Source organism: Arthrobacter sp. Y3224055, assembly GCF_059090825.1.
Map to the genome: position 1 here is coordinate 535,249 of NZ_JBNHGB010000001.1, position 22,600 is coordinate 557,848.

24 protein-coding genes are annotated in these 22,600 nt (G+C 68.3%); 4 read left to right on the plus strand and 20 right to left on the minus strand.

Going from position 1 to position 22,600, the window contains the following annotated elements; translation table 11 throughout:
* Positions 1-12: 12 nt before the first annotated feature.
* From AC5RTY_RS02585 to AC5RTY_RS02645, 13 genes are all read right to left on the minus strand, one after another.
* The gene (locus AC5RTY_RS02585) at positions 13-624 is read right to left on the minus strand and encodes a hypothetical protein (RefSeq protein WP_494000728.1); all 612 of its coding nucleotides are present in this window, start codon (positions 622-624) and stop codon (positions 13-15) included.
* 145 nt (positions 625-769) lie between these two features.
* Entirely contained in the window at positions 770-1,054 is a 285-nt protein-coding gene (locus tag AC5RTY_RS02590; protein ID WP_136785733.1) for an HU family DNA-binding protein, read from the minus strand.
* A gap of 417 nt (positions 1,055-1,471) precedes the next feature.
* Positions 1,472-1,777: a 30S ribosomal protein S14 gene (gene rpsN / locus AC5RTY_RS02595; protein WP_127512988.1), complete on the minus strand. Its 306-nt coding sequence runs from the start codon at positions 1,775-1,777 to the stop codon at positions 1,472-1,474.
* A 2-nt stretch (positions 1,778-1,779) separates the two neighbouring features.
* Complete coding sequence (rpmG, locus tag AC5RTY_RS02600) at positions 1,780-1,947, minus strand: 50S ribosomal protein L33 (RefSeq protein ID WP_127512989.1); 168 nt, start codon at positions 1,945-1,947, stop codon at positions 1,780-1,782.
* The gene (gene rpmB / locus AC5RTY_RS02605) at positions 1,947-2,183 is read right to left on the minus strand and encodes a 50S ribosomal protein L28 (RefSeq protein WP_136785732.1); all 237 of its coding nucleotides are present in this window, start codon (positions 2,181-2,183) and stop codon (positions 1,947-1,949) included. Before rpmB ends, rpmG begins: the two co-directional genes overlap by 1 nt.
* Positions 2,184-2,594: 411 nt before the next feature.
* Complete coding sequence (locus tag AC5RTY_RS02610; protein ID WP_494012910.1) at positions 2,595-3,086, minus strand: MarR family winged helix-turn-helix transcriptional regulator; 492 nt, start codon at positions 3,084-3,086, stop codon at positions 2,595-2,597.
* Between the two features lie 79 nt (positions 3,087-3,165).
* Positions 3,166-3,945 carry an SGNH/GDSL hydrolase family protein gene (locus tag AC5RTY_RS02615; RefSeq protein ID WP_494138923.1) on the minus strand — a complete coding sequence of 260 codons (780 nt, stop codon included), beginning with the start codon at positions 3,943-3,945 and terminating at the stop codon, positions 3,166-3,168.
* A gap of 48 nt (positions 3,946-3,993) precedes the next feature.
* The gene (locus AC5RTY_RS02620) at positions 3,994-4,332 is read right to left on the minus strand and encodes a YnfA family protein (protein WP_494000731.1); all 339 of its coding nucleotides are present in this window, start codon (positions 4,330-4,332) and stop codon (positions 3,994-3,996) included.
* A 40-nt stretch (positions 4,333-4,372) separates the two neighbouring features.
* Entirely contained in the window at positions 4,373-5,728 is a 1,356-nt protein-coding gene (locus AC5RTY_RS02625; protein ID WP_494000732.1) for a transaminase, read from the minus strand.
* A gap of 30 nt (positions 5,729-5,758) precedes the next feature.
* On the minus strand, positions 5,759-6,556 hold the full coding sequence (locus AC5RTY_RS02630) for an ABC transporter permease (protein WP_494000733.1): 798 nt from the start codon (positions 6,554-6,556) through the stop codon (positions 5,759-5,761).
* Positions 6,557-6,567: 11 nt separating this feature from the next.
* Complete coding sequence (locus AC5RTY_RS02635) at positions 6,568-7,503, minus strand: ABC transporter permease (protein ID WP_494000734.1); 936 nt, start codon at positions 7,501-7,503, stop codon at positions 6,568-6,570.
* The gene (locus AC5RTY_RS02640) at positions 7,503-8,666 is read right to left on the minus strand and encodes an ABC transporter ATP-binding protein (protein ID WP_494000735.1); all 1,164 of its coding nucleotides are present in this window, start codon (positions 8,664-8,666) and stop codon (positions 7,503-7,505) included. Before AC5RTY_RS02640 ends, AC5RTY_RS02635 begins: the two co-directional genes overlap by 1 nt.
* The gene (locus AC5RTY_RS02645; protein ID WP_494000736.1) at positions 8,666-9,889 is read right to left on the minus strand and encodes an ABC transporter substrate-binding protein; all 1,224 of its coding nucleotides are present in this window, start codon (positions 9,887-9,889) and stop codon (positions 8,666-8,668) included. Before AC5RTY_RS02645 ends, AC5RTY_RS02640 begins: the two co-directional genes overlap by 1 nt.
* A 371-nt stretch (positions 9,890-10,260) precedes the next feature.
* On the opposite strand from AC5RTY_RS02645, the gene AC5RTY_RS02650 reads away from it, so the two are divergent.
* The gene (locus AC5RTY_RS02650; protein ID WP_494000737.1) at positions 10,261-10,755 is read left to right on the plus strand and encodes an Lrp/AsnC family transcriptional regulator; all 495 of its coding nucleotides are present in this window, start codon (positions 10,261-10,263) and stop codon (positions 10,753-10,755) included.
* A gap of 74 nt (positions 10,756-10,829) precedes the next feature.
* Positions 10,830-12,218 carry an aspartate aminotransferase family protein gene (locus AC5RTY_RS02655; protein ID WP_494001304.1) on the plus strand — a complete coding sequence of 463 codons (1,389 nt, stop codon included), beginning with the start codon at positions 10,830-10,832 and terminating at the stop codon, positions 12,216-12,218.
* Between the two features lie 81 nt (positions 12,219-12,299).
* Here the strand turns inward: AC5RTY_RS02655 and AC5RTY_RS02660 are convergent, their stop codons facing one another.
* From AC5RTY_RS02660 to AC5RTY_RS02680, 5 genes are all read right to left on the minus strand, one after another.
* A complete protein-coding gene (locus AC5RTY_RS02660; protein ID WP_494022323.1) occupies positions 12,300-12,851 on the minus strand; it encodes a hypothetical protein in 552 nt (183 codons plus the stop codon).
* A gap of 141 nt (positions 12,852-12,992) precedes the next feature.
* On the minus strand, positions 12,993-14,039 hold the full coding sequence (locus AC5RTY_RS02665; RefSeq protein ID WP_494138924.1) for a siderophore-interacting protein: 1,047 nt from the start codon (positions 14,037-14,039) through the stop codon (positions 12,993-12,995).
* 102 nt (positions 14,040-14,141) lie between these two features.
* Entirely contained in the window at positions 14,142-15,008 is an 867-nt protein-coding gene (locus tag AC5RTY_RS02670) for an ABC transporter ATP-binding protein (RefSeq protein WP_494138925.1), read from the minus strand.
* A complete protein-coding gene (locus AC5RTY_RS02675) occupies positions 15,009-16,241 on the minus strand; it encodes a FecCD family ABC transporter permease (protein ID WP_494138926.1) in 1,233 nt (410 codons plus the stop codon). It lies immediately after the preceding gene.
* Positions 16,238-17,362, minus strand: a complete 1,125-nt coding sequence (locus AC5RTY_RS02680; RefSeq protein WP_494138927.1) for a FecCD family ABC transporter permease — start codon at positions 17,360-17,362, stop codon at positions 16,238-16,240. Before AC5RTY_RS02680 ends, AC5RTY_RS02675 begins: the two co-directional genes overlap by 4 nt.
* 253 nt (positions 17,363-17,615) lie before the next feature.
* Here AC5RTY_RS02680 and AC5RTY_RS02685 point away from each other — a divergent pair, with 253 nt between their 5' ends.
* Entirely contained in the window at positions 17,616-18,359 is a 744-nt protein-coding gene (locus AC5RTY_RS02685) for an alpha/beta fold hydrolase (RefSeq protein WP_494022318.1), read from the plus strand.
* 38 nt (positions 18,360-18,397) lie between these two features.
* Here AC5RTY_RS02685 and AC5RTY_RS02690 read toward each other — a convergent pair whose 3' ends face one another.
* Positions 18,398-19,435: an LLM class flavin-dependent oxidoreductase gene (locus AC5RTY_RS02690; RefSeq protein WP_494138928.1), complete on the minus strand. Its 1,038-nt coding sequence runs from the start codon at positions 19,433-19,435 to the stop codon at positions 18,398-18,400.
* A gap of 163 nt (positions 19,436-19,598) precedes the next feature.
* Here AC5RTY_RS02690 and AC5RTY_RS02695 point away from each other — a divergent pair, with 163 nt between their 5' ends.
* Positions 19,599-21,632 (plus strand): acyl-CoA dehydrogenase family protein, encoded by a 2,034-nt coding sequence (locus AC5RTY_RS02695; RefSeq protein WP_494000744.1) that lies wholly within the window; start codon positions 19,599-19,601, stop codon positions 21,630-21,632.
* Positions 21,633-21,646: 14 nt separating this feature from the next.
* On the opposite strand, the gene AC5RTY_RS02700 is transcribed toward AC5RTY_RS02695, so the two are convergent.
* A complete protein-coding gene (locus AC5RTY_RS02700) occupies positions 21,647-22,531 on the minus strand; it encodes a hypothetical protein (protein WP_494128506.1) in 885 nt (294 codons plus the stop codon).
* Positions 22,532-22,600 lie beyond the last annotated feature (69 nt).

Consider the following 22,600-nt stretch of genomic DNA (forward strand, 5'->3'; position numbering starts at 1 on the left):
GGATGGCGCCGGTCAGAAAGCGTGATGCAGGGGCGGCCCCCGGTGCCGCAGCGAAAGCAGCGGCACTCCAAGCGCGGCGAGGGTACGGACAGTCCGTGCCCCGGGGCTGGCCAGCCTGGCCCGCGGTACCGGATGCCAGCCGTACAGCCGGCGCGGGATTGCCAACAGCACGGTTCCGGCCAGGGCCGCTGCAGCTTGCTCGCCGCGGCGCAGCAGCAGGACGGTTGCAACGGCAGCGGCAAGGTGGGCTGCCAGCATCGCCGGATCCTCGGCCCCGGCCGGCGGGGCCGGTGCGGCCGCCACCCAGTCGCCGGGAGGCAGCGCCGGGCCGTGGCCGGCATGGGCTCCCGCGCCGGGGGTCATCCCCGCCGGGGCGCCGTGGCCCGCCCGGAAAAGCAGGTGGTAGATGGCCTGGCTGCCCCCCACCGCGGCCAGCAGGCGCGGCCAGGACAATGACTTGCCGGCCAGGCCCACGCAGACCAGCCCGGAGAGGGCGAGGGACAGGGACCAGACGGCCAGGGCGGGCGCATGTCCCCCGCCGGCCAGATGCGACAACGCGGCGGCGGAGGTGGCCACGGCAGCGCCGAGCCAGCCGCGCAGCAGCCGCGCTTCCCGCTGGACCATGCCGAGTCCTCCGTCCCGATGCTTCCGGGCGTGCCTGTGGCGCACGCCCCGCCCGGCTATTTTACCGCCGGTAGAAGTTAAGGCGTTAAAGAGCAGGACCGCCACCGGTTGCCGGTGACGGTCCTGCGGAAGCCTGGTGGGAAAACTACTTCTTGGCGACAGCAGCCTTCAGCTTGGAACCAGCGGTCAGCTTCACGCTGTGGCCGGCCGGAATCTGGATGGATTCGCCGGTCTGCGGGTTGCGGCCGGTGCGGGCCGCGCGGTCGGTGCGCTCGACGGCGAGCCAGCCCGGGATGGTGATCTTCTCGCCCTTGGCGACGGAGGTCGCGAAGATGTCGAACACGGCGTCCAGGACACCGTTCACTGCGGTCTGGCTGGTGCCGGCCTTCTCTGCAACAGCTGCAACAAGTTCACTGCGATTGATAGCCAATTTTTGTCCTCCTGGACTGCTTCGGTTTGGTCAGAGCCTCCGCAGGCTGCGGAAAAGCTACTGAGCGAAAACTTACCAGCTTGGCCGCCCCGATCCGGCAAAATCCGCGGAATCTGGCGGAATTTTTAGCGAAATACCCCGATTTCGGGCCGATTCAGCCCCGCGGGGTCCGCTTTTTGCGCCGAGAGCATATGATGGGCCGTTTCCGCGCGCCGCGGCTGCCCCGGTTTCGTGTGGCACGGCTGGCGCGACACGATCACCGCTTCAGCGTGGGAGCTACGGCGATGGACTGTTCCAGCGGTCGATCACGGCCCTCGTTCTCCCCGCTGCCTGCCGGAGCGCTCCGGGCATGGCAAAGGCGGCGGCCCTGCTGGACCGCCGCCTTGATGCAGCTTCACCGGGAAGCCGGCCGGATTTCTACCAGCTGGACTTCTTGATGCCCGGCAGTTCGCCGTTGTGCGCCATGGTACGGAAACGCACGCGCGAGATTCCGAACTTCTGGAGCGTGCCGCGGGGGCGGCCATCGATCTGGTCGCGGTTGCGGACGCGGACCGGGGACGCGTTGCGGGGCAGCTTCTGCAGGCCCAGGCGGGCCTCTTCGCGGGCCTCGTCGGTCGCGTTGGCGTCGACCAGGGTCTTCTTCAGCTCGGCACGCTTCGCGGCGTAACGCTCGACAACGACCTTGCGCTGCTCGTTGCGAGCAATCTTGGACTTCTTGGCCATGTTTAGCGCTCCTCTCGGAATTCGACGTGCTTGCGGATGACCGGGTCGTACTTCTTCAGGACAATGCGGTCCGGGTCGTTACGACGGTTCTTCCGGGTCACGTAGGTGAAGCCGGTGCCGGCGGTGGACTTCAGCTTGATGATGGGACGTACGTCCTTGTCCTTGGCCATTAAAGCTTCACACCCTTCGCGAGGAGCTCGGCGACGACAGCGTCGATGCCGCGGACGTCAATGGTCTTGATGCCGCGGGCCGAAACCTGCAGCGTCACGTTGCGGCGCAGGGACGGAACCCAGTAGCGCTTCTTCTGAATGTTCGGATCGAACCGGCGCTTGTTGCGGCGGTGCGAGTGCGAAATGCTGTGGCCAAAGCCGGGCTCGGCTCCGGTCACCTGGCAGTGTGCTGCCATGATCTCTCCTCCAGTTGTAGTAAATATTGACGGACTTGACGCAGAAACGTAAGTAAAGCGCCTGCGAATCTGCGTGTAAGAGCGCCCGCCACCAGTTGTGACACCGTTATTACTGCGACTTTCCGGAGGTGAACCTGGCGGGGTGAGATCCAGCCGAAGTGCCTCGCCGCGGGGAAGACGGTGAAGTCAGGTGCAATAAGCCGCTTGCCTCCCGGGGGAGGCGCGGCCTATCCGCGACCCTCAATTCTAGGTAAACACGGACGCCACGCAACGTCGCCACCCCCCGCCTGGGCAAGGAGGTGCCAAGTTGCGTGACTTAACGCCTTTCCATCTTAGGGGCAGCGGCGGTTTGGATCAAACCAACGGCCGGCCCCCGACGGCGACAGCGAACCGCGGCTCCGGGAGCAAGGCTCAGCTGTTCAGCCGCGGTTCGCGCAGCACCCAGCTGTTGGGCTCCAACTGCTGCACGATTTTCTTGCCGATGCGTTCCAGGTCCTGCACATCCCGGCGGTCCAGTCCGTCGAAAACCGCCTGCCGCACGGTTTCGACGTGCCCCGGCGCAAGGGCCACGATCGCGTCCATCCCCGCATCCGTGAGCAACGCCATGGTCACCCGGGCGTCATCGGCGCACTGCGCCCGGGTCACCCAGCCGCGGCCCTGAAGCTTCTTGACCACGTGCGAGAGCCGGGACAGCGAAGAATAGGTGCGGGAGGCCAGCTCGCTCATGGGCAGCGACCGGTCCGGAGCCTCGGACAACATGGCCAGCACGTTGTAGTCGAAGAGCGTCAGCTTGCCCTCCCGGTACAGCGGGGCGTCGAGGTTGCCCGGCAACAGGGTGGACACCGCCAGCAAGGCCAGCCAGGCCTGGCGTTCTTCGGGGTCGAGCCAGCGTGCAGAAGTCATGCCTCTATTCTGCCATAAAACTTGAGGCTTCAACTGTTAGGGCCGGCGGGCCGGCACTTCCGCTTCTGCCCGCGCGGCACTAGACCCGTCCGGTGGTGTGGAGCCCCGTGAGTTGCGGGTACTTCGCGGTGAGCGAGTCCCCCGAGGACGTGCCGCGCAGCCGGCGTCCCATCCACGGGCCCAGGTGCTCCCGGGCCCACCGGACATTGGCGGCCATCGCGCGCCGGCGGGTCAGCGCCGCCAGGTCCGGCAGCGCCGGCAGGTCGATGATGTCCTCGGCCTGCAGCACTTCCAACACCTTCTTGGCCATCAGCGTGTGCCCGGCCGTGGACATGTGCAGGCGGTCGTCGTCCCAGTAACGCCAGTCGCGGAACTCGCGCATCCGCCAGTAGTCAACGATTTTCGCCCCGTGCAGGTCGGCGATCTCGCGCACCCACTCGTTGTAGATGGCGGTGCGGCCGCGGGTCTTGCTGAAGACCGCCGAGGCCACCGTGTCAAAGCCGGTGAACAGCACGACGTCGGCACCGGTGGCGGCCAGCTTGGCCACGCCGGCTTCGTACCCTGCCATCAGCGCGTCGATGTCCACCCGCGGGCGCAGGAGATCGTTGCCGCCGGCATAGAGGGTGACCAGGGTCGGCCGGAGCGCTACGGCGGCGTCGATCTGGTCGTTCAGTACCTGGGTGATCTTTTTGCCGCGGATGGCAAGGTTGGCATAGCCCCAGCCGGCATCGGCGAGCATCAGCTGCTCGGCTACCCGGTCGGCCCAGCCGCGTACACCATTGGGCAGGCTGGGATCCTTGTCTCCCACCCCCTCGGTGAACGAATCCCCCAAGGCCACAAAACGCTGCGCGAAAGTCACCGGACCAGATTAACAAAGAAACCGTTCCGGCAGCGGCCCGGCGCGGCGCTACGCGACGCTGCGCGGTGCGTACATGATGACGGCGACCCCGGCGAGCGCGAGGCCGGCGCCGATGAAATCCCAGCGGTCCGGCTGGAAACCGTCCAGCAGCATGCCCCAGGCCAGTGATCCGGCGATGAACACTCCGCCGTACGCGGCCAGCACCCGGCCGAAGTTCGCATCCGGCTGCTGGGCGGCGATGAAACCGTACAGGCCCAGGGCCATCACTCCCAAGCCGGCGAACCACCAGTCCCGGCCTTCGCGCACCGCCTGCCAGACCAGCCAGGCGCCGCCGATCTCCGCGACGGCGGCGAGGACAAACAGGATGGCGGATTTGGCGATCGTCATCCATTCAGTATCCCAAGCCGACGGCTCGGCGCCCGCCGCCTCAGCCGCCGGTCAGTTCCCGGACGGCTTCTTCGAAGACCTCGTGGTGCCGTTCGACGTCGGCGCTGGTGGTTTGCGGGCACATCAGGGCCATGTTGTGGAACGGGGTGAGCAGGATGCCGCGGTTGGCCAGGTATAGGTGCAGGAAGTCCTCCAACCCGCCGTCGTGGCTGGCCGCCGACTCCGTGCCGTTGCGGGGCGCCGGGTTGGCGAAGCGGTATTCGGCCCGCGCACCCAACCGGGACACCGACCACGGCAGCGAATACGTATCGATCACCCGCTGCACGCCGGTGGCGAACTCCGTGGCACGCGCGGTCATCGCGGCGAAGGCCTGGTCCGTCAGCACGTGTTCGAGCGTGGCCCGCATGGCCGCGACGGACAGCGGGTTTCCGGCCAGGGTGCCGCCCACGCCGCCCATGTCCACCAGGTCCAAATCGGCCCGGCCCAGTGCCCGTTCGGCCAGTTCCGCGCTGAGCCCGTAGGCGCCGCAGGGGATGCCGCCGCCGATGGATTTGCCGATCACCACCACGTCCGGCTCGAGCCCCCACGCCGCGGTCGCCCCGCCGGGGCCGGCGGAGAAGGTGTGCGTCTCGTCGATAATCAGCAGCGTGCCGTGCCGGCGGGTCAGTTCCCGCACGCCGTCCAGGTAGCCCGGCTCCGGCAGCACGATGCCGATGTTGGTCAGTGCCGGTTCCATCAGCACAGCTGCCACGTCTCCGTAGGCCAGCTGGCGCTCCAGGGCGGCAAGATCGTTGAACTCGGCGACCCTGCTGGTCTCCGTCACGTCCACCGGTGCCCCGACATTGCCCGGGCGGTTCATGCCCTCGCCGTCGGGTCCGGCCACGATCAGCGATTCGTCCACCGACCCGTGGTAGCAGTACGGGTTGAACAGGATCTTGCTCCGGCCGGTCAGGGCCCGGACCAGCCGGATGGCCCACCGGTTGGCATCGGTGGCGGTGAGCGAGAAGCTCCAGCGCTCCACGCCGAACCGGCGGGCCAGCTCCGCCCCCACCCACTCGGCGTCCGCGGTGGGCAGCATGGTGGCCAGTCCCCCGTCGTCGGCGGCACGCCGGATCATCGCCTCGACGGTGGGCTGCGGGGAGTGGCCGGCCATCGCGCCGGTGTCGCCCAGCGCGAAGTCCACGTATTCGAGTCCGTCCACGTCCCACACCCGGCAGCCGCGGGCCCGGGCGAGGTAGAGGGGGAAGCTGCCCGCCCTCTTGTTCATCCATGTCATCGGGACTTTCCCGAAGAGGTGGGACGCGCCGTCGTACAGTGCCTTGGACTGGGGATGCTTGGCCTCGAAGTCCTGCAGTTCGCGCGCGAACAGCACCGCCAGCCGGTTCCGGTCGATCATGAAGGGCTCCTAGTCAGCGGGTCGGGCGGGTCAGCGTGCCGCCAGCATCTTGGCGCGGCGGTGTGCGAGGATCTGCCCGCCGATCACGATCAGCAGCGCGATGATGAACATCGCCGAGCCGATCACGTTCGCCTGGGCGGGGATGCCGCGGGTGGCGGCCACGTAGATGAACTTCGGGAAGGTATCCACGTTGCCGGAGTTGAAGTTGGTGATGATGAAGTCGTCAAAGCTGATCGCGAAGCTCAGCAGGGCCGCCGCCACGATCCCCGGCAGCAGCAGCGGGAAGGTGACTCGCCAGAACGCCTGCATCGGGGAGGCATAGAGGTCGGCCGCCGCCTCCTCCAGCTTCGGGTCGAGGCTGGCGACCCGGGCCTTCACGGTGACCACGACGAAGGAAATGCAGAAGACGGTGTGGGCGATGATGATGGTGCCCTTGCCCAGCTCCGCGCCCACGTTCAGAAACTGCGCCAGCAACGAGGCGCCGAGGACTACTTCCGGGGTGGCCAGCGGAAGGAATATCAGCATGTTGGCGGTGGAATTGAACCGGAACCGGTAGCGGACCAGCCCGATGGCGATGGCCGTGCCCAGGAGGACGGCGATCACCGTGGCAACCGCGCCTATTTGGAGGCTGTTGCCCAGCGCCTGGCAGACTGCCGGGGCGCCGCACGGGTTGGTCCAGTTGTCCCACGTGAAGGCGCGCCAGGTGAGGTTGGTGCGCCCGGCGTCGTTGAAGGAGAACACGAAGACGTAGGCGATGGGGACCAGCAGGAAGACGAACGCCAGGCCGCCGAACACAGGGACCAGCCAGCGGCCGAAGGAGTTTTTCACGTCAGAGCCCCCTACAGCAGTTCTTTGGTGCCGAAACGGCGCACGTAGATGAAGACCAGGGCGAGGATGGCCAGCATCAGCACAAAGGACAGTGCCGAAGCGCCCGGGTAGTCGACGATGCGGAAGAACCGGGAGTCGACGACCTGGCCGATCATGGTCGTGTTCTGGTTGTTGCCCAGCAGGGAGGCGTTGATGTAGTCCCCGGCAGCCGGAATGAAGGTCAGCAGCGTTCCGGCCATCACCCCGGGCATCGACAGCGGCAGCGTGACCGTCCTGAAGGTGGTGAAACCGTTCGCGTAGAGGTCGTTGCCGGCCTCGATCAGCCGGGTGTCCAGCCGCTCCAGGTTCGCGTAGATGGGCAGGGTCATGAAGGGCAGGAAGTTATAGGTCAGGCCGCAGACCACGGCGAAGGCGGTGGCCGTGAGCCGCCCGTCCTCCGGAAGCAAGGCGAACGCCCTGAGCACGGAGACCACCGGGCCCTCGTCGGCGAGGATCTGTTTCCAGGCCTGCGTGCGCAGGATGAAGCTGGTGAAGAACGGGGCGATGATCAGCACCAGCAGGATGCCCCGCAGCAGGCCGCGCCCGCGCAGCCTGACCGCGATCAGGTAGGCCATGGGATAGCCGATCAGCAGCGCCGCGGCGGTGGCGACCAGCGCGAACCCGAAGGAACGCAGCAACTCCGGCCAGTAGCTGCCCAGCACCCGCACGTAGTTGTTGAACTCCAGCGCCGGCACGAACTGGCCGATGTCGGCCCCCGGCGGCTTCGTGTAGAGCGAGGTCGCGAGCAGCGAGAACACCGGGAGCACAAAGAACAGCAACAGGAAGAAGAAGCCGGGCAGGATCAGCCAATAGCCCATCCGCCCCCGGCGGCGTTCCTCCTTAAGCTCGCCGCTGCCGCGTCCCTGATCCGGCGCCGATGACGTGTCTGCGGTGGCCAGCGCACTCATCAGACACCGTCCTCGGGCGCCCCGTACTGCGGTTCCTCGTCGCCGTCGAGGCCGAAGGCGTGTTCCGTGTCCCAGCTGAGCACGACGGCGTCGCCCGGCTGGGCCAGCTGTTGGCCGTGGTTTTGGCTGAAGACGCCCACCGTGCCGATCCCGGCAACCTCTACCAGGTACTCGGTACTGACCCCGGTGAACGAGGTGTCGAGCACGGTTCCGCGCAGGACGTTGGCGGCTTCGGCCGGCGCATCGTCCGGCCACATCATCTTCAGCTTCTCCGGACGGATCCCGATCAGCGCCTTGCCACGGTGCACGGTCGCGCGCTCCTTCAGCACGGCCAGCCGGTTGCCGTTGGCATTGACGACGACGGCGTCGCCCCGGTCCTCGATGATCTCCCCGGCGACCAGGTTGGATTTGCCCAGGAAGTTGGCCACGAACACGGTGCGCGGCAGTTCATACAGCTCGCGGGGAGCACCCATCTGCTCCACCTTGCCGGCGTTCATGACGGCCACGGTGTCCGCCATGGTCATGGCTTCTTCCTGGTCGTGGGTGACGTGGACAAAGGTCAGTCCGACCTCGGTCTGGATCTTCTTCAGTTCCACCTGCATTTGCCGGCGCAGCTTCATGTCCAGCGCGCCCAGCGGTTCGTCCAGCAACAGCACCGCCGGCTGGTTGACGATGGCCCGCGCCAGCGCCACGCGCTGCTGCTGACCGCCGGAGAGCTGGGCCGGCCGCCGTGCGCCCAGGTGCGACAGCTCCACCAGCGCCAGTGCCTTCTTCGCCTGCTCCTGGGCGTCGCGGACCTTGCGCCGGCGCAGCCCGAACGCCACGTTGTCCAGCACGCTCATGTGCGGAAACAGGGCGTAGTTCTGGAACACGGTGTTGACTGGCCGCTGGTGCGGGCTGGCCTTGCTGATGTCCTTGCCGCCGATGCTGATGCTGCCGGACGTGGGCTGTTCCAGCCCGGCTACCATCCGCAGGGTGGTGGTCTTGCCGCAGCCGGAGGGGCCGAGCAGGGCAAAGAACTGGCCCGCCGGAATGGTCAGGTCCAGGTCATCGACGGCCACGAAATCGCCGAACCGCTTGGTCACGGACGACAGCACCAGATCCGCGCCGCTGTCTTCGCCGACTGCGTGGGCGTGCTCTGTCCTCAGTGGTGCCTGGGTCATCAGTTGCCGATCGCCTGCTGGAAACGGTTGCCGAAGTCGGTTTCCTCGTCGGCCTCCAGGCTGCGGAAGACCTTGACCTTGGCCAGGTCTTCGTCCGTCGGGAAGATCAGCGGGTTGTCGACCAGTTCCGGGTCGATCTTCTCCATGGCTTCCTTGGCTCCCTGCACCGGGCAGATGTAGTTCACGTAAGCCGCTACGGTCGCCGCGTTTTCCGGATCGTAGTAGAAGTCCATCAGCGTTTCCGCGTTCTTCTTGTGCGGCGAGCCGATCGGCACCAGCAGGTTGTCCGACCACAGGGTTCCGCCGGCCTCGGGAAGCGCGAATTGCCACTTGTCGCCCTCCTCGAAGTTCAGCTGCGTGATGTCGCCGGACCAGCAGATCACCGCCAGCGCGTCGCCGGAGATCAGGTCTTCCTTGTAGGAGTTGCCCTTGACCTGGCGGATCTGGCCGTCGGCGATCTGCTTTTGCAGGACCTCCAGGGCGGCGTCGTATTCGCTCGTGCCCCAGTCGCCGGAAATGTCCACGCCGTTGTCCAGCATGAGCAGGCCCATGGTGTCGCGCATCTCGTCGAGCACTTCCACGCGTCCCTTGAGCTCGGGCTTCCACAAATCGGATACCGTCCGCAGCCCGCCCGGGACCGCTTCCTTGTTCCAGGCAATGCCCGCGTATCCGGACTGCCAGGTCAGGGAGTTCTTCCGGTCCGGGTCGAAGTCCACGTTCTTCAGGGTCTCCAACAGGTTGGCCGCGTTCGGGATGTTCGCGTGGTCCAGTTCCTGGGTGTAGCCGAGCCGGATCAGTCGTGCCGCCATCCAGTCGGTGAGCGTGATGATGTCCTGTCCAATGTCCTGCCCGGCGGCGAGCTGGCCCTGGACCTTTCCGAAGTACGTGTCGTTTCCGTCGATATCCTCGGAATAGTTGGCCTGGATTCCGGTTTTCTTGGTGAAGGCCTCCAGCGACGGGTAGGTCTGGCTGGAGTCGTCGTAGTCCAGGTACAGGGTCCAGTTGGCCCAGTTGACTTCCTTTTCCTGGTCCGACAGGTCTTCCGCCGGGGACAGGGCACCGGCCGAGCCGGTGTTCGACGAGCCGCCCGTGCCGCCCGTTCCACACGCCGCGAGCAGGCCGGCCAAAGTCAGTCCGCCGGCGCCCATCAGGACGTTCCGGCGGGACATTTGCGCAGCGATCAGGCGTCGCAGGCGTGGGTCTTCAGGTAGTCGTTTCGGCATCTGGTGCTCCTGTTGACGGATCGGGCCTCGCTGGTGCGTCGATACTTGCAGACCGCGGAGACCCCGACAATAGTTTCAGTTGTAAATTTTTGGTTACACGACGAAATCCGAAGCATGCCCCGCTGCCTGCACGTGGATTGTCCCCTCCCTAAGGGCGCACCCGCGAAGTATGCACCCGGCGGACGGAAGGGCCGCACGTGAAAGCTGAAGTGAGCTGCTTCACAAACAGATAGTAGCCTCTAGTTCTGCGTATATCGATAGCCTCCGCCGCGAATCTTTTCGGATTCAGCACTTGCGCTCTCATCAGACAACGGATTCAATAGTCAGCAATCCCTGCCGGTGGCGGGTATTCGCTTAGGAGGTGGATACGCTTGACCTTGCTGCCCAGTGCCGGCCACGGCCTCATCGGCAACGGCCACAGCCCTGCGGTGGACGAGGTCTCCAAGGCCATCATCGAGCAACTGCAGGAGGACGGCCGGCGCTCCTACGCCGCCATCGGCAAGGCGGTCGGGCTCTCCGAAGCGGCCGTCAGGCAGCGGGTGCAGAAGCTGATCGACTCCGGCGTCGTGCAGATCGTCGCGGTCACCGATCCGCTGCAACTGGGCTTTGCCCGGCAGGCCATGCTGGGCATCAAGACCGCTGCCGACCTGCTGGAAGTGTCGGACAAGATCGCCGAACTGGACCAGGTGCACTACTGCCTGGTCACCGCGGGCTCGTTCGACATTCTGGCCGAAATCATTTGCGAAAACGACCAGGATTTGTTGCGGCTGGTCAACCGGATCCGCGGCATTCCCGGTGTCCTGAGCACCGAAACATTCATGTATCTCTCCCTGCGCAAGCAGGAATACAACTGGGGAACCCGATGACACAGACATCAGCATCGCCAAGCACCAGCATCCCGGGCCAAGGCACACCCGCCGGCACCACGACCGACGCCCCGATGCGCCGGACCTACACCACTCCGATGGGAACGGACCGCCAGCAGGCGGCCCGCGACCACCTGTGGATGCACATGGCCCGACACTCACCGCTGGTTGCCGGCGGCAACGTACCGGTGATTACCCGCGGCGAGGGCCACCTCATCTACGACGACCAGGGCCGCGAATACATCGACGGCCTGGCCGGGCTCTTCGTGGTCCAGGTGGGCCACGGCCGCGAGGAACTTGCGCAGGCGGCCGCCCGCCAGGCCAAGGAACTGGCCTTCATGCCGCTGTGGTCCTATGCCCACCCGGCGGCCATTGAACTGGCCGAACGCCTGGCCCACCACGCCCCGGGCGACCTGAACCGGGTCTTCTTCACCACCGGCGGTGGCGAAGCCGTGGAATCTGCGTGGAAGCTGGCCAAGCAGTACTTCAAGCTGAAGGGCAAGCCCAACAAGACCAAGGTGATCTCCCGCGCCGTCGCCTATCACGGCACCCCGCAGGGAGCGCTTTCGATCACCGGCATCCCGGACATGAAGGCACCCTTCGAACCGCTGGTGCCCGGCGCGTTCCGCGTCCCCAACACGAACCAGTACCGCGCCCCTGCGGGCCTGGAAGATCCGAAGGCCTTCGGCCGCTGGGCCGCGGACCGGATCGGGGAAGCCATCGAGTTCGAAGGCCCGGACACCGTGGCCGCGGTGTTCCTGGAACCCGTGCAGAATTCCGGCGGCTGTTTCCCGCCGCCGCCCGGGTACTTCGAGCGGGTGAGGGAAATCTGCGACGAGTACGACGTTCTGCTGGTTTCCGACGAGGTCATCTGCGCGTTCGGCCGGATCGGTTCCATGTTCGCCTCCACCGACTTCGACTACGTGCCGGACATGATCACCTGCGCCAAGGGCATGACTAGCGGCTACTCGCCGATCGGCGCGATGATCGCCTCGGACCGCCTGTTCGAACCGTTCAAGCATGGCGACACGACGTTCTACCACGGCTACACCTTCGGCGGGCACCCGGTCTCGGCCGCCGTTGCCATGGCCAACCTGGACATCTTCGAACGCGAAGGCCTAAACAACCACGTCAAGGAGAACGCCCCGGCCTTCCGCAAGACGCTGGAAAAGCTGCTGGACCTGCCGATCGTCGGCGATGTCCGCGGCGAGGGCTATTTCTACGGGATCGAACTCGTCAAGGACAAGGCCACCAAGGAGACGTTCAACGACGAAGAGTCGGAGCACCTGCTGCGCGGCTATCTGTCCAACGCGCTGTTCGACGCCGGCTTGTACTGCCGGGCGGACGACCGTGGAGACCCCGTAGTCCAGCTCGCTCCGCCGCTGACCATCGGACAGCGCGAATTCGACCAGATCGAGCAGATCCTGCGCTCCGTCCTCACGGAGGGCATGAACCACCTCTGACCGGCAGCAGGAATCCCGGGGAGGGCTCTTTCCCGGAAACGGTGAGGGCGGGGGGGGGGGGGGCGGGGCCACCCACCGCCCTCATTCGGCTTCGCCGCGGACCTGCCGCAGCCACTGACGCCGCGCGGCCAGGCAAGGCTCGATGTCGGCCACGCTTTCCAGCGCCACCGCCTGCGCCTCGAGCCCGGCCGCCTCGATGATGATGCCGTAACGCCCACGCTCGGCACCGGCCCACCACTTGCCGCCGTCCTGCCAGAGCGCGAATTCCACCCGTTCGCCGTCGACGGCGATGCCCACCATGCGCGGTTCCTGGCGGTCCAACTCGTCCAGCTGCCGCAGGTAGGCGTCCTTGTCCTCCACCACGGCGCGGGCGCCCAGCCGCATGGTTCGAATGCTCTGGTTTACCTCGTGGGCCGTGGTCAGGACCTGCGCATACGGCGAACCAAGCCCCGGGTCGCCATGCAGCAGCCCGTGCGGGCCGCCGTCGAAAATCCATTCGCCGACCATGACGCCGCCGTCCCACCCGCGCAGGCCGAAACACGGCAACTCCGGAAAAGTCTCCCGAATGCGCTGCTCCCCTTCGGCCACGATGGCCCAAAATCCGTCCTGGTCCCGCTGTCCCTCAACGCCCATGGAGCAAGTATGGCAGCGGCCTGCCCGGTTTCGCCCGGGTATTTTAGCCGCGGGCGCCGTGGCCCCGGCGGGCGCGTGCACCACGCCCGTGTCCCCGGCCGGCAATGCCGCCGCCAGGAGGGACAGGCGGGTGCCGGCGCCCTACAGTTCGGCTTTGCCGGCCCGCCAGTAGCCCATGAACGCCACCTGTTTGCGGTCCACTCCCACGTCCCGGACCAGGTAACGGCGCAGCCCGCGGATGACCGCCGCCTCCCCCGCAATCCAGGCGTAGAACGGCCGGGTAGAGCCGGCGGTGGTTTCCCACAGGATCACCTGGTCAATGTCCACTTCTTCGGGGTCCTCCCCCGTCGCCGGCGTCAGGCCTGCTCCGGGCACAACGACGGCGGCGCGCACCGCTTCGTCCAGCAGTTCGCCGTGCGGGCGGCCGCCCCGCGCCAGCCAGGAGATCTGCACGTCCGCCGCAGACCGGATGTCCTGGAAGTCCGCCGGGTCGGGGACCTCGAGCACGGCGTGGCCCGTCATGTGCTTCGGGAGGCTCTCCAGGATGGACGCGATGGCGGGAACGGCGGTTTCGTCGCCGGCGAGCAGCACGTGCGAAGCCAGCCCGGGCCGCCACTCAATGCCGCCGTAGCTCTTCGCCGTCGCGCAGTTGGCCGCCGCGGCGTTCGGGCCGATGATGGTGACCTCGTCGCCGGGGACGGCGGCGGCCGCCCAGCACGACGCCGGACCGCCGTTTCCGTCGGCGTCGAAATGCAGCACGAAGTCCACGTCCAGTTCGGGCCCCCGCCCGCCTTCCGCCGGCCGGAAGGCGCGCACGGTGTAGGTGCGCATGGAGCCGCGGCGGGCCGGGTCCATGGCCAGCCACTGCTGGTACCAGCCGCCGCCCAGTTCCACGGCGGTGTCCGTGCCGGCCATGGTTTCCTGGCCGGCCGATGTTTCGGGACCGGCCGGGCGCGCGGGCCCGCCGAATGCCGGCAGCGGCAGCGGACGCCCGCCGGCGCCGGTGGACGGGATCATCACCTTGATCCGCAGATCCAGCGTCGGCCCGTCCACGCCGAAACGGCGGAGCGACTCCCCGCAAAAGGTGACCCGCCGGTAGCTCGGCGAAAGGTCCTCTACCCGGGCGACGGCTACGCCGAAGGCCAGCACCGGCACTACGGCGGATGTTTCAGTTGCTACGGCGGTCATCGTGCTCCGTTCTCCATGTCCGTTCCTTCGGCTGCGCGCCGGGTTTTCCTCCCGGCGCCGCCGGGACCCTGTGCGGGCGGTTTCGGCGCCGGCCGGCCTCGCTCACGCCGCGGGTTCTTCGTGCTTGAGGTCCGGCGTGGAAAGGACCGGATCGGCGTCGTCTTCGGCCGGGGCGGGCGCCTCGCAGTGGTGGCGGCCGACCGGAACCACCATCGGCGTTCCGGACACCGGGTCCGGGATCACCCGCGACTCCAGTCCGAACACCGTCTGCACCAGCTCCTCGGTGACCACCTGCGCGGGGGCGCCCTCGGCCACCACCCGGCCATCCTTCATCGCCACGAGCTGGTCGGCGTAGCGGGCGGCCAGGTTCAGGTCGTGCAGCACGATGGCCACGGAGGTGCCGCGGCGCCGGTTCAGGTCCGTGATCAGATCCAGCACCTCCACCTGGTGGGCCACGTCCAGGAACGTGGTCGGCTCATCCAGCAGCAGCACGTCGGTCTCCTGGGCCAGCGCCATCGCGATCCAAACCCGCTGGCGCTGGCCGCCGGAGAGTTCGTCCACGTTCCGGTCGCCAAGTTCCAGGGTGTCGGTGGCCGCCAAGGCCGCGCTGACGGCGTCGTCGTCCTCCCGGGTCCACTGCCGGAACCAGCCCTGGTGCGGATACCGGCCGCGGCCCACCAGCTCCGCGACGGTGATTCCGTCGGGGGCCGCCGGGCTTTGCGGCAGCAGGCCCAGCACCTTCGCCACGTCGCGGGTGGACTGCCGGTGGATGTCCTTGCCGTCCAGCAGCACGGACCCGGCACCCGGCTTGAGCAGCCGAGCCAGCCCGCGCAGCAGCGTCGACTTGCCGCAGGCGTTCGCCCCGACGATGATCGTCACCTTGCCTTCCGGCAGCCGGACGGTAAGGTCCTGCACCACGGTGCGCCGGTCATATGCCAGCGTCAGGTCGCGGGATTCGAGCGTGCGCACTTAGCCTCCTTGGCCTCGGCGGTTGGTGGTGACCAGCAGCCAGAGCAGGAACGGCGCGCCCAGCGCGCCGGTCACCACCCCGACCGGCAGCGAGGCGCCGTCGGTCAGATACATCGGGATCAGGTTGGCCGCGGCGAAGTCGGCGGCCAGCACGATCAGGGCGCCCACCAGCGCGGCCGCCGGCAGCGATGCCGCACCGCCCAGCAACCGGCGGGCAATCGGCCCGGACAGGAACGCGATGAACGCGACCGGACCTGCCGCCGCAGTGGCCGCGGCGGCCAGCAGCACCCCCACCGCCATCAGGCCCAGCCGGGCCGGGGCCACCCGGACACCCAGCGCGGCAGCGGCGTCGTCGCCCATTTCCAGGCCGTGCAGGCTGCGCGCCAACAGTGCCACGGCCACGAACAGCACGGCCAGCCCGGCCACCAGGACCGTGGCCCGGTCCCAATTGCTGGAGTTCAGCGACCCGTTCAGCCAGACCAGCGCGCCCTGGGCGGTGCGGATATCCGTGCGGGTCAGCAGGTAGCTGACCAGCGCCTGCATCACCGCGGCGAAGCCGATGCCCACCAGGATCAGCCGCGAGCCGGCCGCCCCGGACACCGTGCTGGAGCGGTACGAAATCGCGTAGATTCCCCCCGCCACCACCAGCGCCCCGGCCATGGCGGCGGCGGAGACCGCGGCGCCGGCCGCGCCGAACACGACGATCGCGGTCACGGCGGAGGCGCTGGCCCCGTAGCTGATGCCAATGATGTCCGGGCTGGCCAGCGGGTTCCGCAGCATGGTCTGGAAAATGCTGCCGGCCAGGCCGAACGCGAGCCCGACCAGCACGCCAATCACGGCCCGCGGCAGTTTGTGCTCCATCACAATGAAGCTGGCCCCGGGGATCTGTTCCCCGGCCAGCAGCCGGAAGAAGTCCGGGATGGTCACGGTGTAGCTGCCCAGCAGGACGTTGACAAAAAACAGGACGACGACGATGCCAGTCAGGGCGGCGATGAGCGCCGCGCGCCGCCGGCTGCGTCGTCCGGCCCTGACGGAAGCCACGGCTCGCTGGCCGCCGCCTCCGCGGGTGCGGGGTAATTCTTCGAGTGCACCGTCCATATACCCTGCCCTCGACGATAAACCCTGCACTGGCCGGTCCGGGGCCTGGGGCTCGGCGGCCTGGGGCATGGCGGCGTCGGCCGCCTGCTGCGCCGATTCCGGGCGCTTTCCGCGCGGGGTGTCCACCTTGCTCACAGCCCGGCCGCCTTCCGCCGCCGGACCAGCCAGATGAACACGGGCGCGCCGATCACTGCGGTGGTGATGCCGGCTTCGATCTCGCCGGGCGGCGCAAGGAAGCGACCGGCCACGTCGGCGCCGACCAGCAGCACGGGGGCCAGCACCATGGAGTAGGGCAGGATCCAGCGGTAGTCGGGTCCGGTCAGGGCGCGGACCATGTGCGGGATGATCAGGCCCACGAAGGCGATCGGGCCGGCGATGGCGGTCGCCGCGCCGCACAGGATCACGACGCCGAGCGCCGTGATGGCACGGGACAGGCCCACCTTTTGGCCCAGGCCCCGGGCCACGTCGTCGCCCAGCGACAAGTTGTTCAGGATCCTTCCGGTGAACAGCGTGACCACCAGTCCGACGGCGATGAACGGGGCCACCTGGCCGATCAGGTCCCAGCCGCGGCCGGCCACCGATCCCACCTGCCAGTAGCGGAACCCCTCCAGCGTGTCCTGGTTGGTCACCAGCACCGAGTACATCAGCGAGCTCAGCCCCGCGGACAGGGCGGCGCCGGCCAGCGCCAGCTTGATCGGGGTGGCGCCTTCCCGTCCCATGCTGGCCACCCCGTAGACCAGCATGGCAGCGAGCGCGGCACCGGCGAACGCGAACCAGACGTAGCCGGAAAGTTGCGTCACGCCGAACAGGAAGATGCCCGCCACGACCGCAAGCGCGGCCCCGGCGTTTACGCCCAGGATGCCGGGATCGCCCAGCGGGTTACGCGCCACGCCCTGCATGGCGGCGCCGGCGACGCCTAAGGCCGCTCCCACCAGCAGCCCGGTGACGGTCCGCGGAATGCGCGAGTGGACCACGGCGTGGTCTCCGTTGGCGGGGTCGAAGGCAACGAAGGCCTGGATGAACGTCTCCACGCCGATGGGGCGCGCCCCGAGGGCCAGCGAGGCACAGCAGATCAGCGCCAGCACCACCAGGGCGGCCGGGATACCCACCAGCAGCCTGCGCGGCAGCCGTGCCGCACCGGGAGCAGTGGAGGACGGCCTGCCGGTCCCGTTGTCGCCGCCCGAAGCGCGGGCCAGCCGAGGCCCGGGCGCCGGATGGGAAGGTGCCGTCGCCGCCGGATCAGCTGGCATGCGCATACCCCCTCGGGCCGGAAAAAGCGACTCAAGTAAGGCTAACCTATGTTCTCCGCGATTAAGAACCGCTTTCCTGCCCTAATTGCCGCCGGTCCCGCACGCAGGCCGCGCCCGGACAGCGTTGCACCCGCCCGTATCTCCCGCCCGCGGTGCCGGTCCCGCACGCAGGCCGCGCGCCCGGACAGCGCGGCACCCGCCCGCACACCCGTCGCCCGAGCCGCCCGGTTCACGGCGGACTGCCGGGCATAATCGAGCCATGACGCATCCGATTGTCCTGCTGCACGGCTGGGCCTGCTCCGCCGGCTATTGGAAACCGCTGGCCGCCCGGCTCTCCGCCGGCGGCCGCGACGTCGCGGCCCCAGATCTTCCCGGCTACGGCAGCGGTCCGCCCGCCGGCTTCGACTGGACCGTGGAGAACGTCGCCGCGGCCCTGGTCGACCGCTTCGGCGGCGGGCCGGTGCACTGGGTCGGGCACTCCCTGGGCGGCAACATCGCCGCCACCATCGCGGCGCGCTTCCCGCGGACGACGGCGTCGCTCACCGTGGTGGGGATGGTGCCGGTGCCGCCGTCGGCGGCAACCGTCGACAAGCTCAGCCGCCTGATCGGCGGGACATCTTCCGATCCGGCCGCGGACCTGGCCGCCGGCGAGGAGCTGATTCGCGGGTGGTTTAGCGGCGGCAACGAGCCGCAGGGCGCGGACCGCGAAACATTCCGGGCCCCTTTCAGGCGGCACCCCGACGTCGTGCGCCGTAGCCTGCCCGCGGGGCTGGCCGGGGCCGCACCCGAGGTCGCGGCGCTGGTGGCCGCTCCCGCCCTCGTGGTGACCGGCACCCGCGATTCCACCCGGCCGCCCGCCGCGGTCGCGGACTTCCTGGCCCGGCACCCGCACTGGCACCACGTGGCCGTGCAGGACGCCGGGCACATGGTGCACTGGGAGCAGCCCGGCGCCTGCGCCGACGCGGTCCTGCGCCACGCGGAGTCCGCCGAGCGCGGCGCCTGACCCTGGCCTCGCCACGCCCCGGCCCGTCAGCGAGGGCGCTAGGGCTGCTTGGCCGGATGCGTCTCCCGCTGGATGACCGGCATGATCTCGGTGGCCAGGAGTTCGATGGACCGGGCGGTGTCCGCGAACGGCAGCCCGCCAAGACCCACCTGGGCCATGTAGCGGTCATGGCCGAACAGCTGGTACTGCTCCATGATCTTGTCGATCACTTCCTGCGGGCTCCCGGCGAGCAGGCCGCCGCCCGGGCCGGCCCACGCTTCGAAGGTCTCGCGCGGGAAGTGTCCGGCCGGCCGCGGCATGTTCTGCTCGAAGTATGCGCGGTAGTACGGGTAGAACGTGTCGCGCGCCTGCTGCGAGGTCGGAGCCACGAAGAAGTGGCCGCCCGTTCCCACCGGCAGCGCGGCCGGGTCGTGCCCGTGCGCCGCGGCGGACTCACGGTAGTACTCAATGTGCCGGACGAAGTGCTGCGGACCGGAGAGCAGTGCCAGGTACAGCGGCAGCCCCAGGCGTCCGGCCCGCTCGAAGGAAGAAGGCGTGCCGCCCACGCCGACCCAGACCGGAAGCCTCTCCTGCAGCGGCCGCGGCGACACGTCCATGCCCCGGATGTTGTGATGGTAGGTGCCGTTCCAGGTCAGGTTCTCCTGTCCGCGGGCGGCCAGCAGCAACTGAAGCTTCTCTTCGAACAGTCCGTCATAGTCGGCCGTGTCATACCCGAAAAGCGGGTAGGACTCGGTGAAGGCGCCGCGGCCGGCAATGACCTCGGCGCGTCCGCCGGAGAGCAGATCCAGCGTGGCGAACTGCTCGAACAGGCGCACCGGGTCCTGGGTGGACAGCACGGTCACCGCCGTGGCCAGACGCAGGTTGGTGGTCTCGCGGGCGATGGCAGCCAGGACGATTTCCGGCGCCGAAATGGCGAAGTCCTTGCGGTGGTGCTCGCCCAGCCCTAGGAACGAGATGCCCGCCTGGTCGGCAATCTTGGCCAGCTGGACCAGTTCCTCCAGGCGCCGGCGGGGCGACAGCGACTCCCCGCCCGGGCCGCGCGTTAATTCGCCGAAGGTAAAAATGCCGAAGTCCATGGTGCTCCCGGGGTTGCGTGCAATAACTAATTACTTGAAGCTTCAGCTATTCGCAGTTATTCCCGTTCTCAAAATCCTCCCTCGGCAAAAGCGCTACCGGGCAGTAACATGAGGGGACAGCACAGGGCCTGGCGCCCGCAGGCCCGCGTCGAAGGGGACTGCCATGAGCGCCGAGACCGACCAGACAACTGCCGCCCGCACAGCCGCTGCGGGAGCGAAGGCCGGGAACGCCGGCACGGCGCCCGACGCGGGACCATTGCCGGCCGAAGCAGGGACAGCCGGACCGGCCGAGACCGGCGAGCGCGAGGCGAGGGAACTCGCCGAGGCAGCCCGCGAAACCGAATGGAACCGGCCGAGTTTCGCCAAGGGCCTGTACATGGGCCGCTTCGACCTGGACCTGATCCATCCACATCCGCTGCCGACTCCGTCCGAGCGCGAGGCCGGCGAATCGTTCCTGGCGACGCTGGCGGAGTTCGTCCGGAGCATGGACGGGGCGCGGATCGAGCGTGACGCGAAAATCCCGGACGAGTACCTCGCCGGTCTGGCCAGGATCGGCGCGTTTGGCATCAAGATCCCGGTCGAATACGGCGGCCTCGGGCTGTCGTTGCTGTACTACGGCCGCGCCCTGATGCTGCTGGGCTCTGTGCACCCCTCGCTCGGCGCGCTGCTCTCGGCCCACCAGTCCATTGGCGTGCCCGAGCCGGTAAAAGTCTTCGGCACCGAGGCGCAAAAGCGCGAATACCTGCCCCGCTGCGCGGCCGGCGCCGTGACGGCGTTCCTGCTGACCGAGCCCGACGTCGGCTCCGACCCCGCCCGCCTGGGCACCACCGCGACCCTCACCGAGGACGGCGACGCGTACCTGCTCAACGGCAGCAAGCTGTGGACCACGAACGGCGTGATCGCGGAACTGGTAGTGGTGATGGCCAAGGTGCCGGAGCATGACGGCCAGCGCGGCGGCATCTCCGCTTTCGTGGTGGAAGCGGATTCCCCCGGGATCACGGTGGAAAACCGCAACGCCTTCATGGGCCTGAGGGGCATCGAAAACGGCGTGACCCGGTTCGACAACGTCCGCGTCCCCGCAGCCAACCGCCTGGGCCGTGAAGGCCAGGGCCTGAAGATCGCCCTGACCACGCTGAATACCGGGCGCCTGTCCATTCCCGCGCTCTGCGCCGCGAACGGCAAGTGGTCCCTGAAGATCGCCCGCGAATGGTCCAATGCGCGGGTCCAGTGGGGCAAACCCGTGGGCAAGCACGAAGCGGTCGGCAAGAAGATCGCCTTCATCGCCGCGGGCTCCTTCGCTCTCGACGCGGTTTTTGAGCTGTCTGCCGGGCTCGCGGATGCCGGCATGAAGGACATCCGGATTGAAGCGGCGCTGGCCAAGCTGTGGTCCAGCGAATCCGCCTTCAGGATTGCCGACGAACTGGTCCAGATCCGCGGTGGCCGGGGTTACGAGACCGCCGCGTCTCTGGCTGCCCGCGGCGAGCGCGCCGTTCCGGCGGAACAAGCGTTCCGCGACATGCGGATCAACCGGATCTTCGAAGGCTCTACCGAAATCATGCACCTGCTGATTGCCCGCGAGGCCGTCGACGCCCACCTGGCCGCGGCCGGCGACCTGGCCTCGCCCGACGCAGACGCCCGGGCCAAGGCGAAGGCGGCCCTGGGCGCCAGCGGCTTCTACGCCAGCTGGCTTCCCCGGCTGCTCGCCGGCCGCGGCATGAACCCGCGGTCGTACAGCGAGTTCGGCCTGCTGGCCCGGCACCTGCGGTTCATCGAACGGTCCTCCCGCCGGCTGGCCCGGCAGACGTTCCTCGGGATGGGCCGGTGGCAGGCCGGGTTGGAAAAGCGGCAGGCCTTTTTGGGCAGGATCGTGGATATCGGCGCCGAACTCTTTGCCATGGCCGCCTGCTGCAGCCACGCCGAAATGCTGCGCAGCCGGGACGCCGCCCAGGGCAGGTCGGCCTACCAGCTGGCCGACGCCTTCTGCCTGCAGGCCCGGCAACGGATCGGCCACCTCTTCGATGACCTCTGGCGCAATTCCGATTCCAGCGACGGCCGGCTGGCCTCGCACGTGCTCGCGGGCGACTACACCTGGCTGGAAACCGGCGTGCTGGACCCGTCCGAGGGCACCGGACCGTGGATTTCCGGGCGCCCGGGCGGCGCCTCCGCCAAGGAAAACCTGCACCGCTCCTACCGCTGATTCCCCGTCTGGGGTCAGAGCAAGGGCCACACCCGGCGCTCCCTGTCGAAAACGTCCCAGGCCCGCGGCACCAGGCCCAGCGACACCTCGCACATCCGCCGCAGCTGCTGCATGCTCCCTGGGCGGAACTCCTCGATCCCGGAGTCGCTGAACGGATCCGGGTACCGGACCCCCTGTGCGGATGCCCACTGAAGCCCGTGCGAATGCCCGCTGCAGAACTGCCAGACATACATCAACGACGGCGGCAGGTCCCCCTCCCGCAGGTCCTTCAGGATCGAAGTCTGCGTACGGTTCTTGGTGGCGTAGCCCCAAGAACCGTCGGCCTTGGCGGCGAAAATCGGCGGCAGCTGCAGCGACTCGGCGGCCTCGTTGACCGCGCCGCGGAGCCCGTCGAAGTAATCCATGGCCCGGGCATGCCGCTCCGGCCGCAGGTCACCCAGATACGCATCCCAGAACGACGCGGCGTTGAAGACGTCGCGGGCAATGAGAACCAGGCCACGCCGCGCCCGCTCCGTGCCTTCTTCCGGCTGGAGTGCCCACAGCACCGTGGAGGTGCATTCGATGACCGTCCGCACCAGCGAGTACGGCGAGTGCGTGTGCACCCGGTACGACGTTGTTCCGTGCTCCCCCGGTTCCTCGAACAGCAGCCGGCGCAGCGCCAGCACATTGTCCGTCGCCGCGGCCAAGGACTGGTTCAGCAGGCTGCTCACGCTGTGGACCGCGGCGAATTGATCGTCCAGCAGCGCCAGCGCGGACCCCTGCTCGACGGCGGCCCCGTCCCGCAGCAGCCATGGCTCAAGGTCGCGCAGCATCTGCAGGACGGCCAGGGCCGCTCGGCTCTCCGGATCCGCTCCGAAGACCGAGCGCACCGGGCCGCAGGAGGCACCGCCGTCGTCCATTGGGCCATGGTAGCGCCGCCCACCGCCGGGCCGCCCGCGGCACCGGCCTTCCTGTCTTGCGTCGCCAGG

Bases quoted from the DNA above. Each gene is read 5' to 3' on its own strand.
- AC5RTY_RS02640 (WP_494000735.1), bottom strand. From the start codon at position 8,666: ATGACCCAGGCACCACTGAGGACAGAGCACGCCCACGCAGTCGGCGAA.
- AC5RTY_RS02645 (WP_494000736.1), bottom strand. From the start codon at position 9,889: ATGCCGAAACGACTACCTGAAGACCCACGCCTGCGACGCCTGATCGCT.
- AC5RTY_RS02625 (WP_494000732.1), bottom strand. From the start codon at position 5,728: ATGATCGACCGGAACCGGCTGGCGGTGCTGTTCGCGCGCGAACTGCAG.
- rpmB (WP_136785732.1), bottom strand. From the start codon at position 2,183: ATGGCAGCACACTGCCAGGTGACCGGAGCCGAGCCCGGCTTTGGCCAC.
- AC5RTY_RS02620 (WP_494000731.1), bottom strand. From the start codon at position 4,332: ATGACGATCGCCAAATCCGCCATCCTGTTTGTCCTCGCCGCCGTCGCG.
- AC5RTY_RS02700 (WP_494128506.1), bottom strand. From the start codon at position 22,531: ATGGACGACGGCGGTGCCTCCTGCGGCCCGGTGCGCTCGGTCTTCGGA.
- AC5RTY_RS02680 (WP_494138927.1), bottom strand. From the start codon at position 17,362: ATGCGCATGCCAGCTGATCCGGCGGCGACGGCACCTTCCCATCCGGCG.
- AC5RTY_RS02660 (WP_494022323.1), bottom strand. From the start codon at position 12,851: ATGGGCGTTGAGGGACAGCGGGACCAGGACGGATTTTGGGCCATCGTG.
- AC5RTY_RS02635 (WP_494000734.1), bottom strand. From the start codon at position 7,503: ATGAGTGCGCTGGCCACCGCAGACACGTCATCGGCGCCGGATCAGGGA.
- AC5RTY_RS02690 (WP_494138928.1), bottom strand. From the start codon at position 19,435: ATGGACTTCGGCATTTTTACCTTCGGCGAATTAACGCGCGGCCCGGGC.
- AC5RTY_RS02610 (WP_494012910.1), bottom strand. From the start codon at position 3,086: ATGACTTCTGCACGCTGGCTCGACCCCGAAGAACGCCAGGCCTGGCTG.
- AC5RTY_RS02585 (WP_494000728.1), bottom strand. From the start codon at position 624: ATGGTCCAGCGGGAAGCGCGGCTGCTGCGCGGCTGGCTCGGCGCTGCC.
- AC5RTY_RS02655 (WP_494001304.1), top strand. From the start codon at position 10,830: ATGCGCCGGACCTACACCACTCCGATGGGAACGGACCGCCAGCAGGCG.
- AC5RTY_RS02695 (WP_494000744.1), top strand. From the start codon at position 19,599: ATGAGCGCCGAGACCGACCAGACAACTGCCGCCCGCACAGCCGCTGCG.
- AC5RTY_RS02685 (WP_494022318.1), top strand. From the start codon at position 17,616: ATGACGCATCCGATTGTCCTGCTGCACGGCTGGGCCTGCTCCGCCGGC.
- AC5RTY_RS02665 (WP_494138924.1), bottom strand. From the start codon at position 14,039: ATGACCGCCGTAGCAACTGAAACATCCGCCGTAGTGCCGGTGCTGGCC.
- rpmG (WP_127512989.1), bottom strand. From the start codon at position 1,947: ATGGCCAAGGACAAGGACGTACGTCCCATCATCAAGCTGAAGTCCACC.
- rpsN (WP_127512988.1), bottom strand. From the start codon at position 1,777: ATGGCCAAGAAGTCCAAGATTGCTCGCAACGAGCAGCGCAAGGTCGTT.